General features: G+C 56.4%; 15 protein-coding genes. 9 read left to right on the plus strand and 6 right to left on the minus strand.

The features are described from left to right. Positions 1–41 precede the first annotated feature (41 nt). Both ACN08V_RS01680 and sepH read right to left on the minus strand, forming a co-directional pair. Positions 42–1,058 carry a hypothetical protein gene (locus tag ACN08V_RS01680; protein ID WP_419104296.1) on the minus strand — a complete coding sequence of 339 codons (1,017 nt, stop codon included), beginning with the start codon at positions 1,056–1,058 and terminating at the stop codon, positions 42–44. A gap of 239 nt (positions 1,059–1,297) precedes the next feature. Beyond that, positions 1,298–2,584, minus strand: coding sequence for a septation protein SepH (sepH, locus tag ACN08V_RS01685; protein WP_419104297.1), 1,287 nt, complete (start codon positions 2,582–2,584; stop codon positions 1,298–1,300). A 420-nt stretch (positions 2,585–3,004) separates the two neighbouring features. Here sepH and ACN08V_RS01690 point away from each other — a divergent pair, with 420 nt between their 5' ends. Further along, positions 3,005–3,304 (plus strand): DUF4193 domain-containing protein, encoded by a 300-nt coding sequence (locus tag ACN08V_RS01690; protein ID WP_419100511.1) that lies wholly within the window; start codon positions 3,005–3,007, stop codon positions 3,302–3,304. A gap of 122 nt (positions 3,305–3,426) precedes the next feature. Here the strand turns inward: ACN08V_RS01690 and ACN08V_RS01695 are convergent, their stop codons facing one another. Next, positions 3,427–3,903: a DUF3093 domain-containing protein gene (locus tag ACN08V_RS01695; RefSeq protein ID WP_419104298.1), complete on the minus strand. Its 477-nt coding sequence runs from the start codon at positions 3,901–3,903 to the stop codon at positions 3,427–3,429. A gap of 202 nt (positions 3,904–4,105) precedes the next feature. Between ACN08V_RS01695 and dut the strand changes: the two genes are divergently transcribed. From dut to ACN08V_RS01710, 3 genes are read left to right on the plus strand one after another with little or no spacing between them, the layout of a single operon-like run. Then, positions 4,106–4,549 carry a dUTP diphosphatase gene (gene dut, locus ACN08V_RS01700; protein ID WP_419100509.1) on the plus strand — a complete coding sequence of 148 codons (444 nt, stop codon included), beginning with the start codon at positions 4,106–4,108 and terminating at the stop codon, positions 4,547–4,549. Between the two features lie 31 nt (positions 4,550–4,580). Next, complete coding sequence (locus ACN08V_RS01705; protein ID WP_419100508.1) at positions 4,581–5,378, plus strand: DUF3710 domain-containing protein; 798 nt, start codon at positions 4,581–4,583, stop codon at positions 5,376–5,378. A gap of 5 nt (positions 5,379–5,383) precedes the next feature. Next, positions 5,384–5,902, plus strand: coding sequence for an asparaginase (locus tag ACN08V_RS01710; RefSeq protein WP_419104299.1), 519 nt, complete (start codon positions 5,384–5,386; stop codon positions 5,900–5,902). Between the two features lie 70 nt (positions 5,903–5,972). Here the strand turns inward: ACN08V_RS01710 and ACN08V_RS01715 are convergent, their stop codons facing one another. Both ACN08V_RS01715 and ACN08V_RS01720 read right to left on the minus strand, forming a co-directional pair. Then, positions 5,973–6,626, minus strand: a complete 654-nt coding sequence (locus ACN08V_RS01715) for a potassium channel family protein (protein WP_419100506.1) — start codon at positions 6,624–6,626, stop codon at positions 5,973–5,975. Then, positions 6,617–7,309 carry a potassium channel family protein gene (locus ACN08V_RS01720; protein WP_419100505.1) on the minus strand — a complete coding sequence of 231 codons (693 nt, stop codon included), beginning with the start codon at positions 7,307–7,309 and terminating at the stop codon, positions 6,617–6,619. The genes ACN08V_RS01715 and ACN08V_RS01720 overlap by 10 nt, the downstream gene beginning before the upstream one ends. Before the next feature lie 213 nt (positions 7,310–7,522). Here ACN08V_RS01720 and ACN08V_RS01725 point away from each other — a divergent pair, with 213 nt between their 5' ends. Beyond that, positions 7,523–9,454 (plus strand): APC family permease, encoded by a 1,932-nt coding sequence (locus ACN08V_RS01725; RefSeq protein WP_419104300.1) that lies wholly within the window; start codon positions 7,523–7,525, stop codon positions 9,452–9,454. Positions 9,455–9,528: 74 nt separating this feature from the next. Next, the gene (locus ACN08V_RS01730; protein WP_419104301.1) at positions 9,529–11,001 is read left to right on the plus strand and encodes a class I SAM-dependent RNA methyltransferase; all 1,473 of its coding nucleotides are present in this window, start codon (positions 9,529–9,531) and stop codon (positions 10,999–11,001) included. Positions 11,002–11,163: 162 nt separating this feature from the next. On the opposite strand, the gene ACN08V_RS01735 is transcribed toward ACN08V_RS01730, so the two are convergent. Further along, the gene (locus ACN08V_RS01735) at positions 11,164–11,358 is read right to left on the minus strand and encodes a DUF7455 domain-containing protein (protein ID WP_419104302.1); all 195 of its coding nucleotides are present in this window, start codon (positions 11,356–11,358) and stop codon (positions 11,164–11,166) included. 177 nt (positions 11,359–11,535) lie between these two features. Between ACN08V_RS01735 and ACN08V_RS01740 the strand changes: the two genes are divergently transcribed. The 3 genes from ACN08V_RS01740 to ACN08V_RS01750 all read left to right on the plus strand — a co-directional run bounded on the left by ACN08V_RS01740 (position 11,536) and on the right by ACN08V_RS01750 (position 16,551). After that, entirely contained in the window at positions 11,536–13,629 is a 2,094-nt protein-coding gene (locus ACN08V_RS01740; RefSeq protein ID WP_419104303.1) for a DNA gyrase/topoisomerase IV subunit B, read from the plus strand. Positions 13,630–13,665: 36 nt separating this feature from the next. Then, positions 13,666–14,682: a malate dehydrogenase gene (locus tag ACN08V_RS01745; protein ID WP_419104304.1), complete on the plus strand. Its 1,017-nt coding sequence runs from the start codon at positions 13,666–13,668 to the stop codon at positions 14,680–14,682. Positions 14,683–14,979: 297 nt separating this feature from the next. Beyond that, positions 14,980–16,551 carry a cytochrome ubiquinol oxidase subunit I gene (locus tag ACN08V_RS01750; RefSeq protein WP_419104305.1) on the plus strand — a complete coding sequence of 524 codons (1,572 nt, stop codon included), beginning with the start codon at positions 14,980–14,982 and terminating at the stop codon, positions 16,549–16,551. Positions 16,552–16,566 lie beyond the last annotated feature (15 nt).

Genomic DNA, 16,566 nt, shown 5'->3' on the forward strand with positions numbered 1-16,566 from the left:
CCTAGCGAGAGGACGGGGCTTAATTCTTTTGGCTTGACACACTAAGGACTAGCAATCACAGTAGGTTCTTCCAAAGACGCCGCTGCAGTGGGGGCTTCAATAGGTGCGGTGGAGGGAGGCGGTAGCGGTGTCTCATCAATGACCTTGCCAGCGTCTGGGCCCGGCACCGTGGTCTCGATGGGGCGTTTGGGCTCATCGATAGGCGAAGCGTCGGCCGGAGGAGTAATCTCCGCTGGATCACTGGGGGACTCAGTAGGCTCTAAGGTAGCCTCTTCCGCCTCGGTGGGAGCTGGCTCAAGCGTAACAGGGGGTTCAGGCGCGGTCTCCTGCACTGTAGCCTCGGCTACAGGCTCGGTTGTTGCGTACTGGACGGTACCGGGAGGGACAGCGTTTTCCTGAGCTTGCTGCTCAGTGACGGTTGGTTCCTGAGTATTAAAACTGGGGGTCGGTGCCGGGTAAGTACTGGTAGGAGTTGCGGGTGCCGAGGTCGTGGGGCTGTCACCGCTGGGGGCAATCGAGGTGCCTGAAGCCGGCTGCGAGCTGCTACCCTGGCCTGGCAACAGCAAAGCAAAAGCAAGGACCGCGGCGGCAGCGGTGAGAACCGCAGAAGCTACAAAGAAAACCTTGGAACCAAGCTTTCGCTGAGCGGGCTCCTGAATCAGAGGACCCACCGGGGCTAAACGGTCCCGCTCGGCGGCAAAGGCAAGCTTCTGCTGTTCCTTCTCAGCCTGCTCAAGGGCCGCTGCGCGCTCAGCAGAGCGGTCAGCACGGCGCTCGCGCCGGGTTAGCTTCTCGAACTCATCACCGTTCTTCATGAGGCCGAGGGCCAGTGAGTCGTCTTCAATATCAATTTCTGTACGCTGTGAGCCGCTGTCGGCCGTGACGTATTCGTAGCCATTGGCTAGGGTCAAGACATCAGTAGCGTCACCCGATGCAGCTGGCGGCTCAGAATCAAGACTCGGGGTAGTCTCACCAGGGTTTTCAACCTTGGGCAGAGGTTCGGTGATGCTATCGGGCTCACCGGCAGTGCTGGAATCTTTAGGATATGAGTTAGGCAAATTTTCCTCATCAAATATTTATGCCCCACCGAGCGCCTAAGTTGGGGTATGGGTGGCGTCGGGCGAACTCTGGGTACGGGTGTCTGTATAAGTCTACGTTGTCTTACGGGTTTTTGGGGCAGTGGCGCTTGTAACCCTTCACGAGCCATGCCGGGATGGAAACTATAAGTCAGCACAAAAAAGTCCTTGTGCCCTGATATTTAGGGCACAAGGACCGTGCAAGATAAGGGTGACCTGGGCTAGCGGCGCTGGTTACCGAAGATAATGTCATCCCAGCTTGGAACGCTGGTCCTCTTACCGCGTGCAGGCTTAGCCTTAGGGCCAGAATCTGCATCGCTTTCATCGCTTGATTGCTCCGAACCTTCAGGGAGCGCCTGAGGGTCATCGCTTACTGCCTGAGAAGCATGGTCGGTATCTTCTGAATCAGCATTAGATTGGTGCTCGGAGGTAGCGCTCAGATCCGCCTCAGCCGATTGTTCTTCAGCAGCTGTATCCTGCTCCAAAGCTTCAAGATTCTCCTGCCCGTTTTCTTCTGGGGCACCGTTTTGAGGCTCAGCCACAGACTCATCTGCTATAGAAACTGCAGTGTGGTCTTTAGGTACCTTAGTTTCAGCGGCTTCCTGGGTATCGGGGGCAGGCAGGTCATGGAGCTCACCTACCGACTGAGAACCGCGTCGGGCTCGTTCCAACAAGTCTGCCAGCTTGCGCTCACTGGCTGGGTCAAAGGAACGGACACCACGGCGCGACGATAGCTCGTCAAGGAGCTCGTTCTGCTCCTTGTTCTGGGGCACACGAACAGGGGTGACCTTAGGAGGTGCTACCTGAACACCCAAACCGGGAGCCTTCTTCTCGTCTTCCTGAGCTGTAGTAGCGTCCGGTGCCTGAGGTGAAGAAGGGGTGAGTCCGGGAATGGGGGAGTCGTGCGAGTGGTCACGGCCCATGAGGAAGTAAGCGGCCTCGTTGGAGGCATAGATACTCTGGTTAGCAGGGTTAAAGTTCCAGCGTGCCGGGAACATAACGGCCCTCGGAAGCTCAGGCAAAATATCATCGCTGAGTGAAATATCGAGGGAGACAGTCCACTGACCTGATTCCTGCTGCCAGGTGGACCAATCCATGGGTGCTTCTTCAAAGCCAAAGCGTGCCGAGACTTCTTCAATGTGCTGGTTAAGGCTCTGAGCGTTCTTGCCCTGGCCCGGAGCCGGCGAAATCATGACAGAGCGGGCTGTATGAATGATATTGGCACGTTCAGCCACAATAGGCCACTCGTAACGACGAACCCTGTTAGGTTCCCATCCTGATTCTGCGGCGATTTCTTCGACCGTTGCACCCTGGCGGAAACGGGTCTGAATCTCTCGGGGTCCGAAGGTGCCCTTGCTGCCCCCTCGGAGGGGATTAATACGGCGGGCGCGGGCAATGCTCTGGCGTAGGTTTTGATCAATAGGCAACAGATAGGTTGTGCCATCTGCTGATTCGAGGACCAGATTTTCTCCATCGTCGTGGATGCCAGTTAGGCGCAGTTCGGGCACTACACGGTCTCCTTTATGGGCAACTGGCGTTACCAGAGGGGTAACGCGCTTCTTCAATCTTTACACTTACTTGAAAGATTACCGTCTCAAGCTGTGCTTGAGGCAGAAAGTGGCCTTTCATGGGGCGGAAGATTGAAAAAACAGCCATATCTCAGGATTATTCTCTTAATCTCAAGCACAACTTGAGATGCCCTGAATGATGCGCCTGGCGCTTCGAGCCAGTTTGTGACTCGCTGGGCCAGAACATGAACGTTCTACTTGCAATCTGAGAACTAATGGTGAACAATTCTACCCGTCACCTCATCAACTCTGAGGGCCTATGGGATTTGCCTAGACCGGCGCTAACGGAGTGACCTAACGAGGTGCAGGTACCTCACCGACCCTGGGGTATCTACCCTTCGCACAGTTTACGGAGAAAATATGGCAACCGATTACGATGCACCTCGCAAGCAGGATGAAGACAGCAAAGACCAGTCTTTTGAGGAATTGCGATCACGCCCCTCAGAAATGCAGTCAGGCGCTGTTGATGAGGATGAGAACGCAGCAGCCGAAAGTTTTGAGCTCCCCGGCGCTGACCTCTCTAACGAGGAACTGAACGTGGTAGTTCTGCCCGCGCAGGAGGACGAGTTCACCTGCGGCTCCTGCTTCCTAGTGCGTCACCGTTCGCAGATTGCCCGCGAAGAGGGCGATTTCAAGTTCTGCATCGAATGCGAGAGCTAACCCTTAGCCTAAGAACGAGTAACTAAAGAGCCGAATGCGCTGATTGCATCCGGCTCTTTCTGTATCTATTGACCTAGAAAGGTTAGTGCCTTGCATAACCCCAGACACGCGCAGCTGAGCACTTATGAGGCGTCTTGGTCAGCGGCTAGGCCCTGGTTCAGGATTTCTGCAATTTTTTCGGGGTGACGGCTTGAAGCGATCCAGTAGGGGGTGGGGTCAGCAGGATCGGTAATTTCCACCCGGATGACGGAAGTAATCCAGCCCCTGAAGCACATGTAGGCGCGGCCATCAAGCGCAGGGCCAGTGGCAACTCGCGCGTCTTCACCTCTGAAAGCCTCAGCGCGTCCTACAAATTCGCGTTCAATACGGGCACGGCCAAAGCGAACAGCCGACTCAGTAATTTCTAGAGTTGGCGAGGTCCCATAGAGTAGGGCACCTACCGACAGGGCAACAATGATACCCGCTACAATACCGGCGGCGATATTGATGGGAGCGCCCACCAGGAAGGAAGCAAGGCCAGCTCCTAGGCATCCCAGCCAGAGACCTACCCCGGGAGCAAGACGTTCTTTATAAAGCACGGTAGCGGGGCTAGCAGACATGGTTTCCTTTGCTAAATATTCGGTGGGGAGTCACCTATCCTGATGAATAAGTGCCGTTCACAAGTCTACGAGATAGAAGAGGAACTTGGGCTGATGTGCTGTTTTCAACCTGAAACCGGTCAAACCAATTTCTTGGTCAGTTAAGTCCTTGATCTCTGGGGAGAATCACTTTTAGCTCTATGCCGGGTACAGTATAGGGGTGATGAATCAGATACATGTTGAAATCAAGATGCTCGATGAAGGGCTTGAGCCTCCAGCCTATGCGCAGCCGGGAGATGCCGGAGCAGACCTGCGTTCGCGCATTGACCTGACCCTTGCCCCTGGGGAACGCGCCCTGGTCCCTACCGGTGTGGCTATCGCCCTGCCCGAGGGATATGTAGGGCTAGTGCACCCCCGCTCAGGGCTGGCTGCTAAGCACGGAATCACCATTGTGAATGCGCCCGGCACAGTCGATTCAGGGTACCGGGGTGAGCTGATGGTAAGCCTGCTCAACACCGACCGTGAGAAGAGCTTTGCGGTTAAGCGTGGTGACCGTATTGCCCAGCTGGTCATCCAGCGTTTTGAGACAGCCATCTTCAGCCTGGTTGATGAGCTTGATGAAACTGAACGCGGTTCTTCGGGCTTTGGCTCAACCGGCGTACAGTAGTTATCAGTAAAACTTTTACCCAGGAGAGTCAATGTTTGGTTTTGGCAAGAAAAAGCAGGAAGAGGTCGCGAGGGCAGATGCCGAGAAGGTAGAAGAGCCTGAGAACCCTTCACCCGAGCAGGAGGCTGCACTCGACGAGTCAGCTGACAAGGCTACCGGCCCGACGAGTGACGATACCCCTGTTGTTTTTAGCCGTGAGGACGGCCCCTGGGATATCTCCGAAAAGTCTACTGGCCATCAGTACATTGACTTAGGTGGCCTGTTCATCAAGAGCAACCCCGGTTTGAACCTGCGTCTTGAAGCAGATACAAAATCTCAGCAGGTGATCGCGGTGACCCTGCAGATGGGCGAAGGCTCACTCCAGGTCCAGGCATTCGCTGCCCCCAAGAGTCGCGGTATTTGGGAGGATATCCGTCATGAGCTCTCCGAGAGTGTTCGGCAACAGGGCGGCCAGGTAGAATTTTCCGACGGTGCTTTTGGGCGTCAGCTCATCACACGTGTACCTGCCGAACTGCCCGACGGTCGCAAGGGCTTTAGAATTGCCCGCTTTGTAGGCATCGATGGCCCCCGCTGGTTTGTTCGCGGTGTTTTCTCAGGCAAGGCTGTACTTCCTGGGCAGGACGCTAGCGCGCTTGAAGAAGTGCTCCGGAATATTGTTGTTAACCGTGGCTCCAAACCCATGGCTCCCCGCGACCTGCTCCCCATGCGCGTTCCCCAGAATATTCAGGAAGCCGCAGCCCAACAGCAGGCGGCTGCCCATGAAGGGGACTCATCTAAGCCTTCATTGGAAGTTCCCCGCCGCGGCCCTGAAATCACCGAGATCGGTTAAGCACTGTGGGCGAGACTGAACACCAGGGCACGGTGACCCGTCTTGAAGACTACCCGGAGCGGTTCAGAGCACGCGTTGCTGGCCGGGTAGAACTCGTTCGCATATCCCATGCCGGGATGAGCCCCCGGTTTGAGGTGACGCTAGGCGTTGAACGTTCTAAGCCGCTTCCTCCGGCAAAAACACACCCTATGACGGGTATGCCCATTGCAGAAACCGGTGAAGACCTGGATGACACTGCCGATGTCAGCACCACAGAGGATACCCCAACCGGTGAGATTTCGGTGCTGGATGCCGAAACAGGCTTTACTAGTCGTTTTAGTGTGACTAAGGCTGTTTCACGTGTCCTTTTTCCTGATTTTCCGCCGCTGAAACCGGGGGTGAGGCTGACCCTGATTTGGCTGGGCCAGCACCAGGTCCCGGGTATCGAAGCGGGTGGCTATCTGCGGGTCTCCGGCATGCTTAGCACCAGAGAAGATACACCCACCATGTATAACCCTCGCTACGAGATTGTGCCCAACATGTAGGGCAAGTCCCCAAGCCAAAGGCCCCCGATCTGACAGAGAACGGGGGCCTTACTGGTAAGAGAAACTGCCTCTAGCTGAAGAGGGCGCGGATGTCGTCCTCACCGGCAGGGGTGGTCACAAAGAAGAGCTCGTCACCTGCTTCTAGGACATCATCGCCGCTGGGCGCTATGGGGGAACCATCGCGGAGAATAGCGGTCAGGGTGGCTTCGTAGGGCCACTGTACGTTGTTAACGGTGTGCCCGATAATGGGATGATTGGCAGGTACGGTGTATTCGACCAGGGTGGCACTGCCTGATTTGAGGGTCAGCAGGCGGATCACGTCACCAACCTCTACGGCCTCTTCTACTAGGGCGGTCATCAGACGCGGGGTGGATACCGCAACATCCACACCCCAGGAATCGTCAAAAAGCCACTCATTCTTGGGGTTATTGACGCGGGCTACGGTACGGGGAACCCCGAATTCACTGCGAACAAGTAGGGAAACTACCAGGTTAGTTTTATCGTCGCCAGAAGCCGCGACCACTACGTCGGCGTTCTCTGGCTTGGCCTGACGCAGAACCGATAGCTCACAGGCATCACCGATAACCCAGTGGGCGTGCTGAATATCGCTCCGGCTAATGGCCTCGGGCTTAATATCTATAACAGTAACCGAGTGCCCGTGCGAAAGAAGTTCTCGGGCGCTCGATGAACCAACGGAACCTGCACCAATAACTATTACTTCCACTGCAGATCACCTTCGCTGTCTTGGGCAGGGGGCTCGCTTAAGATCCTCACGATATCGTTGATGTCTTCGGTGCGCATCATAGCGTGCAGAGTGTCACCCTGCTGGTAGGAGCTTTCTGGGGTGGGAAGCATACCCTCCCCAAAGCGGGTAATGTAGGCCATTCGCACGCCAGCTGCTTGTTCAATCTCGGTAATGGCATGACCAGCCCAGGCCTCGTGGAGCTGGAGCTCACCCAGCATGAGGCGGCCTGAGGCTTCACGGAAGTCACCAGCCATAGCCTGCTCCGGCAAGATACGGCGGAGCACCTGATCAGTGGACCACCGAACAGCTGCCACCGTGGGAACACCTAGACGCTGATAAAACTCTGCACGGTTGGGGTCATAGATGCGGGCAACAACGTGCCGAACGCCGAAGGTCTCACGAGCCACACGCGAGGCAATGATATTGGAGTTATCTCCAGAGGACACAGCCGCAAAAGCGTAGGCATGTTCAATTCCAGCTCGCTTGAGGGTTTCTCGATCAAAGCCGACACCGGTAACTTTCTTGCCCGCAAAATCTTTGCGCAGGCGGCGGAAAGAGCGGTCGTCTTGGTCGATAACAGCCACCGAGTGACCGGCGTCTTCCAAAGTATGGGCTAGCATGACTCCAACACGCCCCGCGCCCATAATTACAAAATGGGGCACACCGCACCTCATCACATCGTATAGGGAACACAAACTGGCTCCGCCACATGCCGAAGCCTCACCCTAGTCTACGCCCCTCAGAGCACCGAACCCATGGGCTAAGGGCTGTTCGCGGGCAATCGAGCTACTGTGTGCACAGAAAATGTGGTGTGTACGGCTGTTCTTTGAGGCGCCAAACGACTACGGTTACTACCTGTGAAGAATATTCGGAGTGTGTTCAGCCACCTAGTGCTTGGTGCGCCCGTCACCAGTAGACACGCAAAAAAAGGCAATCTGCCTAAGCGCCGCGCCCTGCCGCTCTTTGGTGCAGATGGGCTATCGTCTGTTGCTTACGCACCCGATGAAATCTTGCTCACTCTGCTCATTGCCGGTCACGGTGCCCTCGTCTACTCACCCTTTGTGGGACTGGGAATTGCTCTGATCCTCCTGATCGTGGTGGGAACCTACCGATACAACATCAATAGGGTAGGGGAGAAAGGCGACTTTGCCCTGGTTCACCAGAATTTGGGAACTGGTGCGGCAATGCTTCTGGGCGCGGCCCTCATGGTGGACTTTATCCTCACGGTCGCGGTATCTCTCTCATCGGCAGCCCAATACCTCGAGTCCATCACCCCCGCAATTCTGGGGCACCAAAGGCTTATTGCCTGCTCACTCATTGCGCTAGTAACCCTTCTGTGCTTGCGCGGGCTTAAATTTATGCTGGGAATCTCGCACCTCCCCTCCTATTTCTTCTTGATTCTTCTGACCGGCCTTATTGCTTGCGGCATCATTGCCGATAGCTCAGGTGACTTGGGCCTAGCTTCCTCAGCCTCCTACCGGCTAGTTAGCGATAAGGACGCAATGAACACTCTTACGACCCAAACCGGTATGGGGCTACTGCTGCTCCGGGCTTTTGCCTCCGGCTCTGTGGCTCTTACCGGTGTTAACACCATCAGTAATGCGGTGAACGCTTTTGCACCGCCACGCCAGCGCAATGCCGCAACCAGCTTGATGATTGTCGGTGGGCTTTCAGCGGTCTCTCTGCTTGGGGTGCTCTATCTAGCCCAAAAAACAGGTGTAGTTTTTGCGATTGACCCCAACCTCCTGATAATTGACGGTCAACCAGCAGGGGACGATTTCCACCAGGTCCCTGTTCTGCTCCAGATTACCCAAGCAATTTTTGCCCACCAGCTGGCAAGCGTCCTGATGGGTATTGCAACGGTAGGGGTCTTGATTGTGGCCGCTATGACAGCCTTTACCGGCTTCCCCATGCTGGCAACAACTATCGCAGCCAAACAGTACCTACCGGTGCAACTTTCAGCTCGCAGTTCCAGCTCGCTTTACGCCAACGGTGTGCTTGCCCTAGGCCTTAGCGCTATGTTCCTGGTAGCGGTGGTCGGGCCCGATGTCCACACGCTTGTACAGATGTACATCGTAGGTGTCTTTACTGCCATGACACTGACCCAGTACGCTGTGCTACGGAACAGGTGGAAAGCCCAACGTATCACCCTGGACCGTAAAAAACGACAGCATATCTGGCGGGACATAGCTATCACAGCAATTGGCGCTAGCGCATCTGTCATCGTTCTTACCGTCATTATCCTGACTAAATTCACGCACGGAGCCTGGGTTACCACCCTTCTCATACTTTTCTTGACTTGGACTATGAGCAAAATCAACAAACACTACACGCGTATCGACCAGCAGCTAGACCTGGACGGTAACCTGCAAGAACTAGCGCGTGACTGCGCCCTACCATCCCGCGTCCACGCCCTGGTGTATGTTGAGCGGGTACGCAAGCCCGTTTTGCGGGCTCTGGCCTATGCACGGGCCTCGCGCCCGTCGTCTGTTGAAGCCCTGCTCGTCAATGTTGATGAGGCCCGAACCCGCGAGAACATCGATACCTGGAACGCTCTGCAACTACCGGTGAACCTGACCGTTCTTGATTCGCCCTACCGCGATCCCGTAGCAAGTGTGCTCGACTACATCCATCATCGGAGGCAAAAATCACCCCGCGATGTTGTGGTGATTTACCTGCCTGAATATGTGGTGGCACACCGCTGGCAAAGGTTCCTGCACCGCCGAACAGCTCACAAACTCAGGGGTCGGCTACGCCATGAGCCCGGAGTAGTGGTAGCGTCAGTCCCATGGCAACTCGAACAATAAATGACTGAGCCTGCCTTCCCCTTTTCTGGCTTACTGGCCACCTGCCATGAGCCCTATTCCTGATACGAGAACATATGAACACGCAAAATCCCACCACAGACACCGCCAGCTTCGACATAGGTAGCCTCGTGCAGGTAACACCCGAGCGGCCGGCACACGGCGGTGCCATGGTGGCTAGAGTTGGTGAGCGTGTTGTCTTTGTGCGCCACGCTGTTGTAGGCGAGACCGCGCTGGCGCGGATTACCGGGCGCGGTCCCAAGGGGCGGTACTTCTTCGCTGATGTTATCGCTGTTGACCAGCCCTCACCCCACCGCCGCCCCCACCCCTGGGAACCAGCCGATGCGCTCGCCCAGGAGAACCCTCTGGGAGGAATGGAATACGGGCACCTGCTACCCGCTACCCAGCGAGACTACAAGCGCCAGGTACTGGCTGAACAGCTGGTACGATTGGGCGGTCTTTCGGCTGAGCATCCACTCATCACCCAGCTTCAGGTGCAGGAGTTACCCCTTGAGGGTGAGGGCCCAGCAGACCTCGGTTGGCGGACCCGCGTTCACTACACCGTTGAACGGGAGAGCGGGAAAATCGCCATGTTTAGGCACTCGTCCTCCGAACCTGTCCCCCTTGAGAGTTTCCCCCTGGCCGATATGCGTCTGCAAGAGCTTGAGCTTCACAAGCTCACCCTGGAGGGCCTTGCTCGGCTCGATGCAGCAGTTTCCGCCAGCAACATGGTGACCCTGGTTTTCTGGGTATCTGCTCAGACAAGACCTACCGACGTCGCCCCTGCAATCGAAGACCAGTGTCGCAAGCTGTGGGGCTCGCTGGAAGACCGCCAAATTACTCTCATCTTCCGCCCCGAAAAGCAGGGTGGACGCAAACGCGGCACCAAGCCCCAGGAGGTAGTTCTGGGTGCTGGGAACACCGAGCTGCTTGAAACGGCAACTGTCTATGCCCAAGATTTCTATTGGCTGGTTGATGCCACCGGCTTCTGGCAGATTCACCGTTCTGCCCCGGAGGTACTGGGGAATGCGGTACTTGAAGCTACCAAGCTGAAAAAGGGCATGACAGTCTACGACCTCTACGCAGGAGCTGGCCTCTTCACCGCCCTAGCGGCTGATGCGGTAGGGGATAAGGGCACGGTTCTTTCAGTAGAAGGGTCAGCTACCACTCACCGTAACGCCCTCACCAACTTTGCTGCCCAAGGTCCCTCCCGAACCCACCGATCAGAACGTACCAGTGTGCGACTTGAACGCGGTGACGTCTCAGCCGTCTTGGGCAAGCTCGGCCCTCAGGCGCTGGCCGGACGTTTTCCCACACCCGATCTTGTCATCTGCGACCCCTCCCGCGAGGGCGCAGGTAAAAAGGTCATGGAGCAGGTGAACGAGCTCAACCCCGCCACCATTGTTTATGTGGCCTGTGATCCTGCTGCTTTGGGGCGAGACACCGGCTACCTAGGCCAGGCTGGGTGGAAGCTGGCCTCTGTGCAAGGGTTCGATATGTACCCCAACACCCACCATGTGGAAGCTCTTGCTGTCTTTACTCGCAAGTAAACTTATGGCGGGTATATATCTCACCTTTTGAAGATAAGAAGATACATACCCGCCATAGGTACTTGGCTGGGGTGCGATACTGGTTCTCAAGGGATTGATCCACTTTCAGGCCAGCAAAATAAGCAGCTTCATGGGCACTTATCTGATTCTGCTTGTGGAACCTTACCTGAGGCGCTCGGTCTGGTCGTCCCACTCTCTAGCTAACTCGCGCAGAGCATCTTCTTTCTGACGGGCATGATGGCCGCAGAAGAGAAGGTCGTTGCCCGATGCCAGTACTACTCGCAGATAAGCCTGGGCACCGCAAGCATCGCAACGGTCGGCAGTGGTGAGTTCACGGGCTTCAAGAGTAGTAGCCATCGATAGCTCCTTTTCAATATAAGTTGGTTTACTCCCATACAACCACTTTCGGTGCCTTAAAGCTTGTCCTTTCGCCCACAGCACTTAAACGACACCCGCCCCGAAGCCAGCCCGCCCTTACCTGGGCGTGTACTAAACTAAATAGGCACGCCCCACCCGTAATCCCAGGAGAGTTCCGTGGCCGCAAACACCTATACCGCGCGCAACCTATCTGTGCTCGAAGGCCTTGAAGCTGTTCGTAAGCGCCCCGGCATGTACATTGGCTCTACCGATTCCCGTGGCCTGATGCACTGTCTCTGGGAGATTATCGATAACTCTGTAGACGAGGCACTAGCCGGGTATGGCCAGTCAATTCAGGTTGTTCTCTACAAGGACGGTTCCGTTGAAGTGCAGGACGATGGGCGTGGTGTACCCACCGATATAGAACCCCGCACGGGCCTATCTGGCCTTGAGGTGGTCTATACCAAGCTCCACGCTGGCGGTAAGTTCGGTGGTGGTTCCTATACTGCATCGGGGGGCTTGCACGGTGTTGGTGCATCGGTGGTCAACGCGCTGTCCTCCCGTCTAGATGTGCAGGTGGACCGCGGCGGCAAAACCTACCAAATGAGCTTTAGACACGGGGTACCCGGTATCTTCGAGGACGGACGGACCCCCAAACCGCAGGCTCCTTTCAAGCCCTCTGATCAGGCTCTTGAGATTATCGGTAAGGCCAAACGCGGTGTGACCGGTACCCGTGTGCGTTACTGGGCTGACCCCATGATTTTTACTCCGGACGCCCGTTTTAGCTACAGCGAACTGGCCGCCCGGGCCCGCCAGACTGCTTTCCTGATTCCAGGCCTGCGTATTGCCGTGCGCGATGAACGCCGCCTGCCCGGTACCCCCGGTGAGCACGAAACCCACGAAGAAGTATTTCAACATGACGGTGGTATCGCGGAGTTTGTGGACTACCTGGCCCAGGACCAGGCGGTTACCGATATCTGGCGCTTTAGCGGTAGCGAGACTTTTACCGAAACGGTCCCCGTCCTCGATGCAGAGGGGCACTCTCAGCTCACTGAGGTTGAACGGGAATGCGAGGTCGATCTTGCTCTGCGCTGGGGCACCGGCTACGAGACCAAACTCAGGACCTTCGTCAATATTATTGCTACCCCCAAGGGCGGTACACACCAGACCGGCTTCGAACAGGGTCTACTGAAAACTTTCCGCAAGCACATTGCCGATAATGCCCGCAAGTTTAAGGCTGGTAACGACAAGATCGAGAAGGACGACGTTCTTGCAGGCCTGACCGCCGTGCTGACTGTGCGCCTGGCGGAGCCCCAGTTTGAGGGCCAGACCAAGGAGATTCTGGGCACCCCCGCTGTGCGCCAGATTGTTTCTAAGGTTGTTGCCAAGGAACTGGCTAGCAAACTCAACTCAACCGCTCGCGGCGAAAAAACTCAGGCCGCCGCCGTCAGCGAGAAAGTCGTTGCCGAAATGAAATCGCGTATCTCCGCGCGAGTTCATAAGGAAACCCAGCGCCGCAAAAATGCCCTGGAAACTTCATCTATGCCCACCAAGCTGGTGGACTGCCGCTCCACCGACGTTGAAAAGTCCGAGCTCTTTATCGTTGAGGGCGACTCGGCTTTGGGGACGGCCCGCCTGGCCCGTTCCTCCAACTACCAGGCCCTGCTCCCTATTCGAGGCAAGATCCTGAATGTCCAGAAGGCTTCCCTGACAGATATGCTGGCCAACGCCGAGTGCGCGGCCATCATTCAGGTAATTGGTGCCGGGTCGGGGCGTACCTTTGACCTGGAGCAGAAACGCTATAACAAAATCATTATGATGACCGATGCGGACGTGGACGGTGCCCATATCCGAACCTTGCTCCTGACACTCTTCTACCGCTATATGCGGCCTCTGGTGGAACAAGGGCATGTCTATGCGGCTGTGCCGCCCCTGCACCGGGTAGAGGTGATTAAGCGCGGGACCGCCAACGAGATGATTTACACATACAGCGAGAAGGAACTGCACGAACTCCTTGCCCGCCTAGAATCTGAGGGTAAAAGCTATAAGGAACCTATCCAGCGCTATAAGGGGCTGGGCGAGATGGACGCTGACCAGCTAGCAGAAACCACCATGGACCCCCGCCAGCGTATGCTACGGCGCGTGCGGGTGGAAGATGCTGAAGCCGCCGAACGGGCTTTTACCCTGCTGATGGGATCAGAGGTTGCGCCCCGTAAGGACTTTATTATCAGCGGCGCCCATAAGCTGGACCATACAGCAATCGACGCCTAAGCCTCTTGATGCCCGGTGCAGGGTAAAGTGTTATGCATGACACATACAATGAAGCACCCCGTTACTGTCACCGTTACCGGCGCAGCCGGTCAGATCGGCTACGCCAGCCTCTTCCGTATTGCGGCGGGGGAGATGCTGGGCGCTGACACCCCCGTCCGCCTGCGGCTACTTGAAATACCTGCCGGTCTCAAAGCGGCAGAAGGTACCGCGATGGAACTTGCCGATTGCGCCTTCCCCCTGGTGGAATCAATTGACGTCACCGATGACCCCAATACCGGTTTTGAGGGCGCAAACCTTGCTTTACTGATTGGTTCCCGCCCCCGCACCAAGGGAATGGAACGGGCTGACCTGCTGGAGGCTAACGGCGGTATCTTCTCCGTGCAGGGCCGGGCAATAAACGATCGTGCGGCCGATGACATCAAGGTCGCAGTCGTGGGCAACCCTGCTAATACCAACGCGCTCATTGCCGCCAGCCACGCTCCCGATGTGCCTCTGGAGCGATTTACCGCTCTGACCCGTCTGGATCACCACCGCGCCGTCGCTCAGCTGGCTTTGGCTACTGGCAGCCCTGTAGATCAGATTGAGGGAGTTGCTATCTGGGGTAACCACTCAGCTAGCCAGTACCCGGACCTCTTCCACGCGACTGTTGCCGGACGGTCTGCTGTGGACCTGCTGACCCAGCAGGGACTGGGCCAGGACTGGGTAGAGAACACCTTTATCCCCAAGGTCGCCAACCGTGGGGCTGAGGTTATCTCGGTACGAGGGGGCTCTTCTGTAGCTTCTGCGGCCCATGCTGCCCTCATGCATGTACATGACTGGGTGCTGGGAACGGGGGAGAGCTGGACCTCTATGGCTGTTCCCTCGGACGGCTCCTATGGGGTAGCCGAAGGGATTATTAGCTCATTCCCGGTACGTTGCACCGGTGGGGTGTATGAGATTATTCACGGTCTAGAACACTCAGATTTCTCTCAAAAGCGCATAGCGGCTTCTGTCGCTGAGCTGGTTGAGGAGAAACAGGCCGTGGCCTCCTTGGGGCTGCTGGGTCCTCGATAGAAGAAAGCTCAGGCCTGTGACTATGCTCCATACCCTCAAACCCTTGAAGAGGGATAAGTAGAAGGTTAGGCTCCCGCTGGTGGATTTCATACCAGCGGGAGCCTTAGCGTTTAAATGACCTTTTCATGCCCGTCAAATCACTGTTATTTCGGGTCAAATACACCCTAAGTTAGCGCTCATCAAGGTCAGTTATTCTAAAGCAAGTTACTCAAAGAGGGCCTGCCTGCCCAGACTGCTGGGTTGTCTTTCAAACAGGGATAGTTCAGCCCTCCACCCACACCACCTTTAGGATTGTTCATGGACCCCCTCGAAATAGCGCGGTGGCAATTCGGTATCACCACCGTCTACCACTTCATGATGGTGCCGCTAACCCTGGGCCTGGGCGCGGTTGTCGCCGGCTTCTACATCGCCTACGTATGCACCCAGAAACACCAATACAAGCGAATGACCAAGTTCTGGGGCAAGCTCTACCTGATTAACTTCATTATGGGCGTGGCCACCGGCTTGGTCCAAGAATTCCAATTCGGCATGGCCTGGAGCGAATACTCACGCTTCGTAGGCGACGTATTCGGTGCGCCTCTGGCCATGGAAGGTCTGCTGGCCTTCTTCGTCGAATCCACCTTCTTGGGCCTCTTCATTTTTGGCTGGGACAAACTCAAGCCCAAAGTACACGCCACCTGCCTCTTCCTGGCAGTAGCCGCCTCCTGGCTCTCGGCCTATTTCATCATTGTGGCTAACTCCTGGATGCAGCACCCCGTGGGCGTTGAACTGGTTGACGGCCGCCCCGTCATGACCGACGTATGGGCAGTGCTCACCAACAACACTGCCCTGGTTGCCTACCCCCACGCTATCTTCGGCTCTCTCCAGGTAGCTGGTGGTTTTCTGGTCGGTATTGCCTGGTACAAGCTCTGGAAGCGCCGCCAGGACGGCATCGACACCATGGGCGAAAACGGTAGGGTTCTTGTGGGCGAGAGCATCGAGGGCGCACGCGACAAAGCTGACTTTTCCGTCTGGTTCAAGTCACTACGCATCGGTGCAATCGTTGGTTTCGCGGCCTTTATCGGTACAGCTTTTACCGGCCACCACCAGGCCCAGCTCATGATTGAGCAACAGCCCATGAAGATGGCCGCCGCAGAAGCTGCCTGCCACGACGGGACAGGCTTCTCCCTGCTCTCCCTCTCCTCGCCCGGCGCCCAGGATTGCGATAAGGTACAAGCCGTTATCGAAATTCCCGGCCTGCTCTCCTTCCTGGCCTACAACAACTTCACTACCGATGTCGCCGGTATCAATACCCTGCTCCCTCAGTACCAGCAAACCTACGGCACTCACCTGCCCGATAACCCAGAACTTTACGGTGACCGTGCAGGCAACGAAATCAACTACCTACCCCTCATGGAAGTTACCTACTACGGCTTCCGCGGCATGATTACCTTCGGTGGTATCAGCGCCCTTTCCTTCCTCTACGTCCTGTGGGTCACCCGCAAGAAAGGGGAAGGTACCGTGCCCGGAGCCCGCTGGATATCAAACCTGGCTATTGCCGGTATCCTCGCCCCTTTTGGTGCTAATGCTACTGGCTGGATCTTCACCGAAATGGGCCGTCAGCCTTTCGTCGTTGCCCCCAACCCCGAAGGTAACCCCGCCATCATGATGTTCACCGCCGCCGCCGTCTCACCGGGAGTATCCGGCTTTGAAGTGCTCTTCTCCCTGATCTCACTGGGCCTGGTCTATGGTGTGCTGATGGTGGTTGAAATCTACCTGCTAGCTAAGTACGTCAAGGCTGGCCTTGTAGCAGCCATGCCAGAGCTGGTAGAAGATCCTCACGAAACTGACCTCAGCCAGGACCGAGACGTCCTCGCTTTTGCCTATTAGGAAAGGGGCTTGCAC

Source organism: Rothia sp. P5766 (genome assembly GCF_048513555.1).
In the GTDB taxonomy this organism is placed as follows: Bacteria; Actinomycetota; Actinomycetes; order Actinomycetales; family Micrococcaceae; genus Rothia.

Excerpts from the sequence above, each read along its gene's own strand:
- ACN08V_RS01705 (WP_419100508.1), top strand. The coding sequence starts at position 4,581 with ATGTTTGGTTTTGGCAAGAAAAAGCAGGAAGAGGTCGCGAGGGCAGAT.
- ACN08V_RS01695 (WP_419104298.1), bottom strand. The coding sequence starts at position 3,903 with ATGTCTGCTAGCCCCGCTACCGTGCTTTATAAAGAACGTCTTGCTCCC.
- ACN08V_RS01735 (WP_419104302.1), bottom strand. The coding sequence starts at position 11,358 with ATGGCTACTACTCTTGAAGCCCGTGAACTCACCACTGCCGACCGTTGC.
- ACN08V_RS01745 (WP_419104304.1), top strand. The coding sequence starts at position 13,666 with ATGACACATACAATGAAGCACCCCGTTACTGTCACCGTTACCGGCGCA.
- ACN08V_RS01750 (WP_419104305.1), top strand. The coding sequence starts at position 14,980 with ATGGACCCCCTCGAAATAGCGCGGTGGCAATTCGGTATCACCACCGTC.
- ACN08V_RS01690 (WP_419100511.1), top strand. The coding sequence starts at position 3,005 with ATGGCAACCGATTACGATGCACCTCGCAAGCAGGATGAAGACAGCAAA.
- dut (WP_419100509.1), top strand. The coding sequence starts at position 4,106 with ATGAATCAGATACATGTTGAAATCAAGATGCTCGATGAAGGGCTTGAG.
- ACN08V_RS01730 (WP_419104301.1), top strand. The coding sequence starts at position 9,529 with ATGAACACGCAAAATCCCACCACAGACACCGCCAGCTTCGACATAGGT.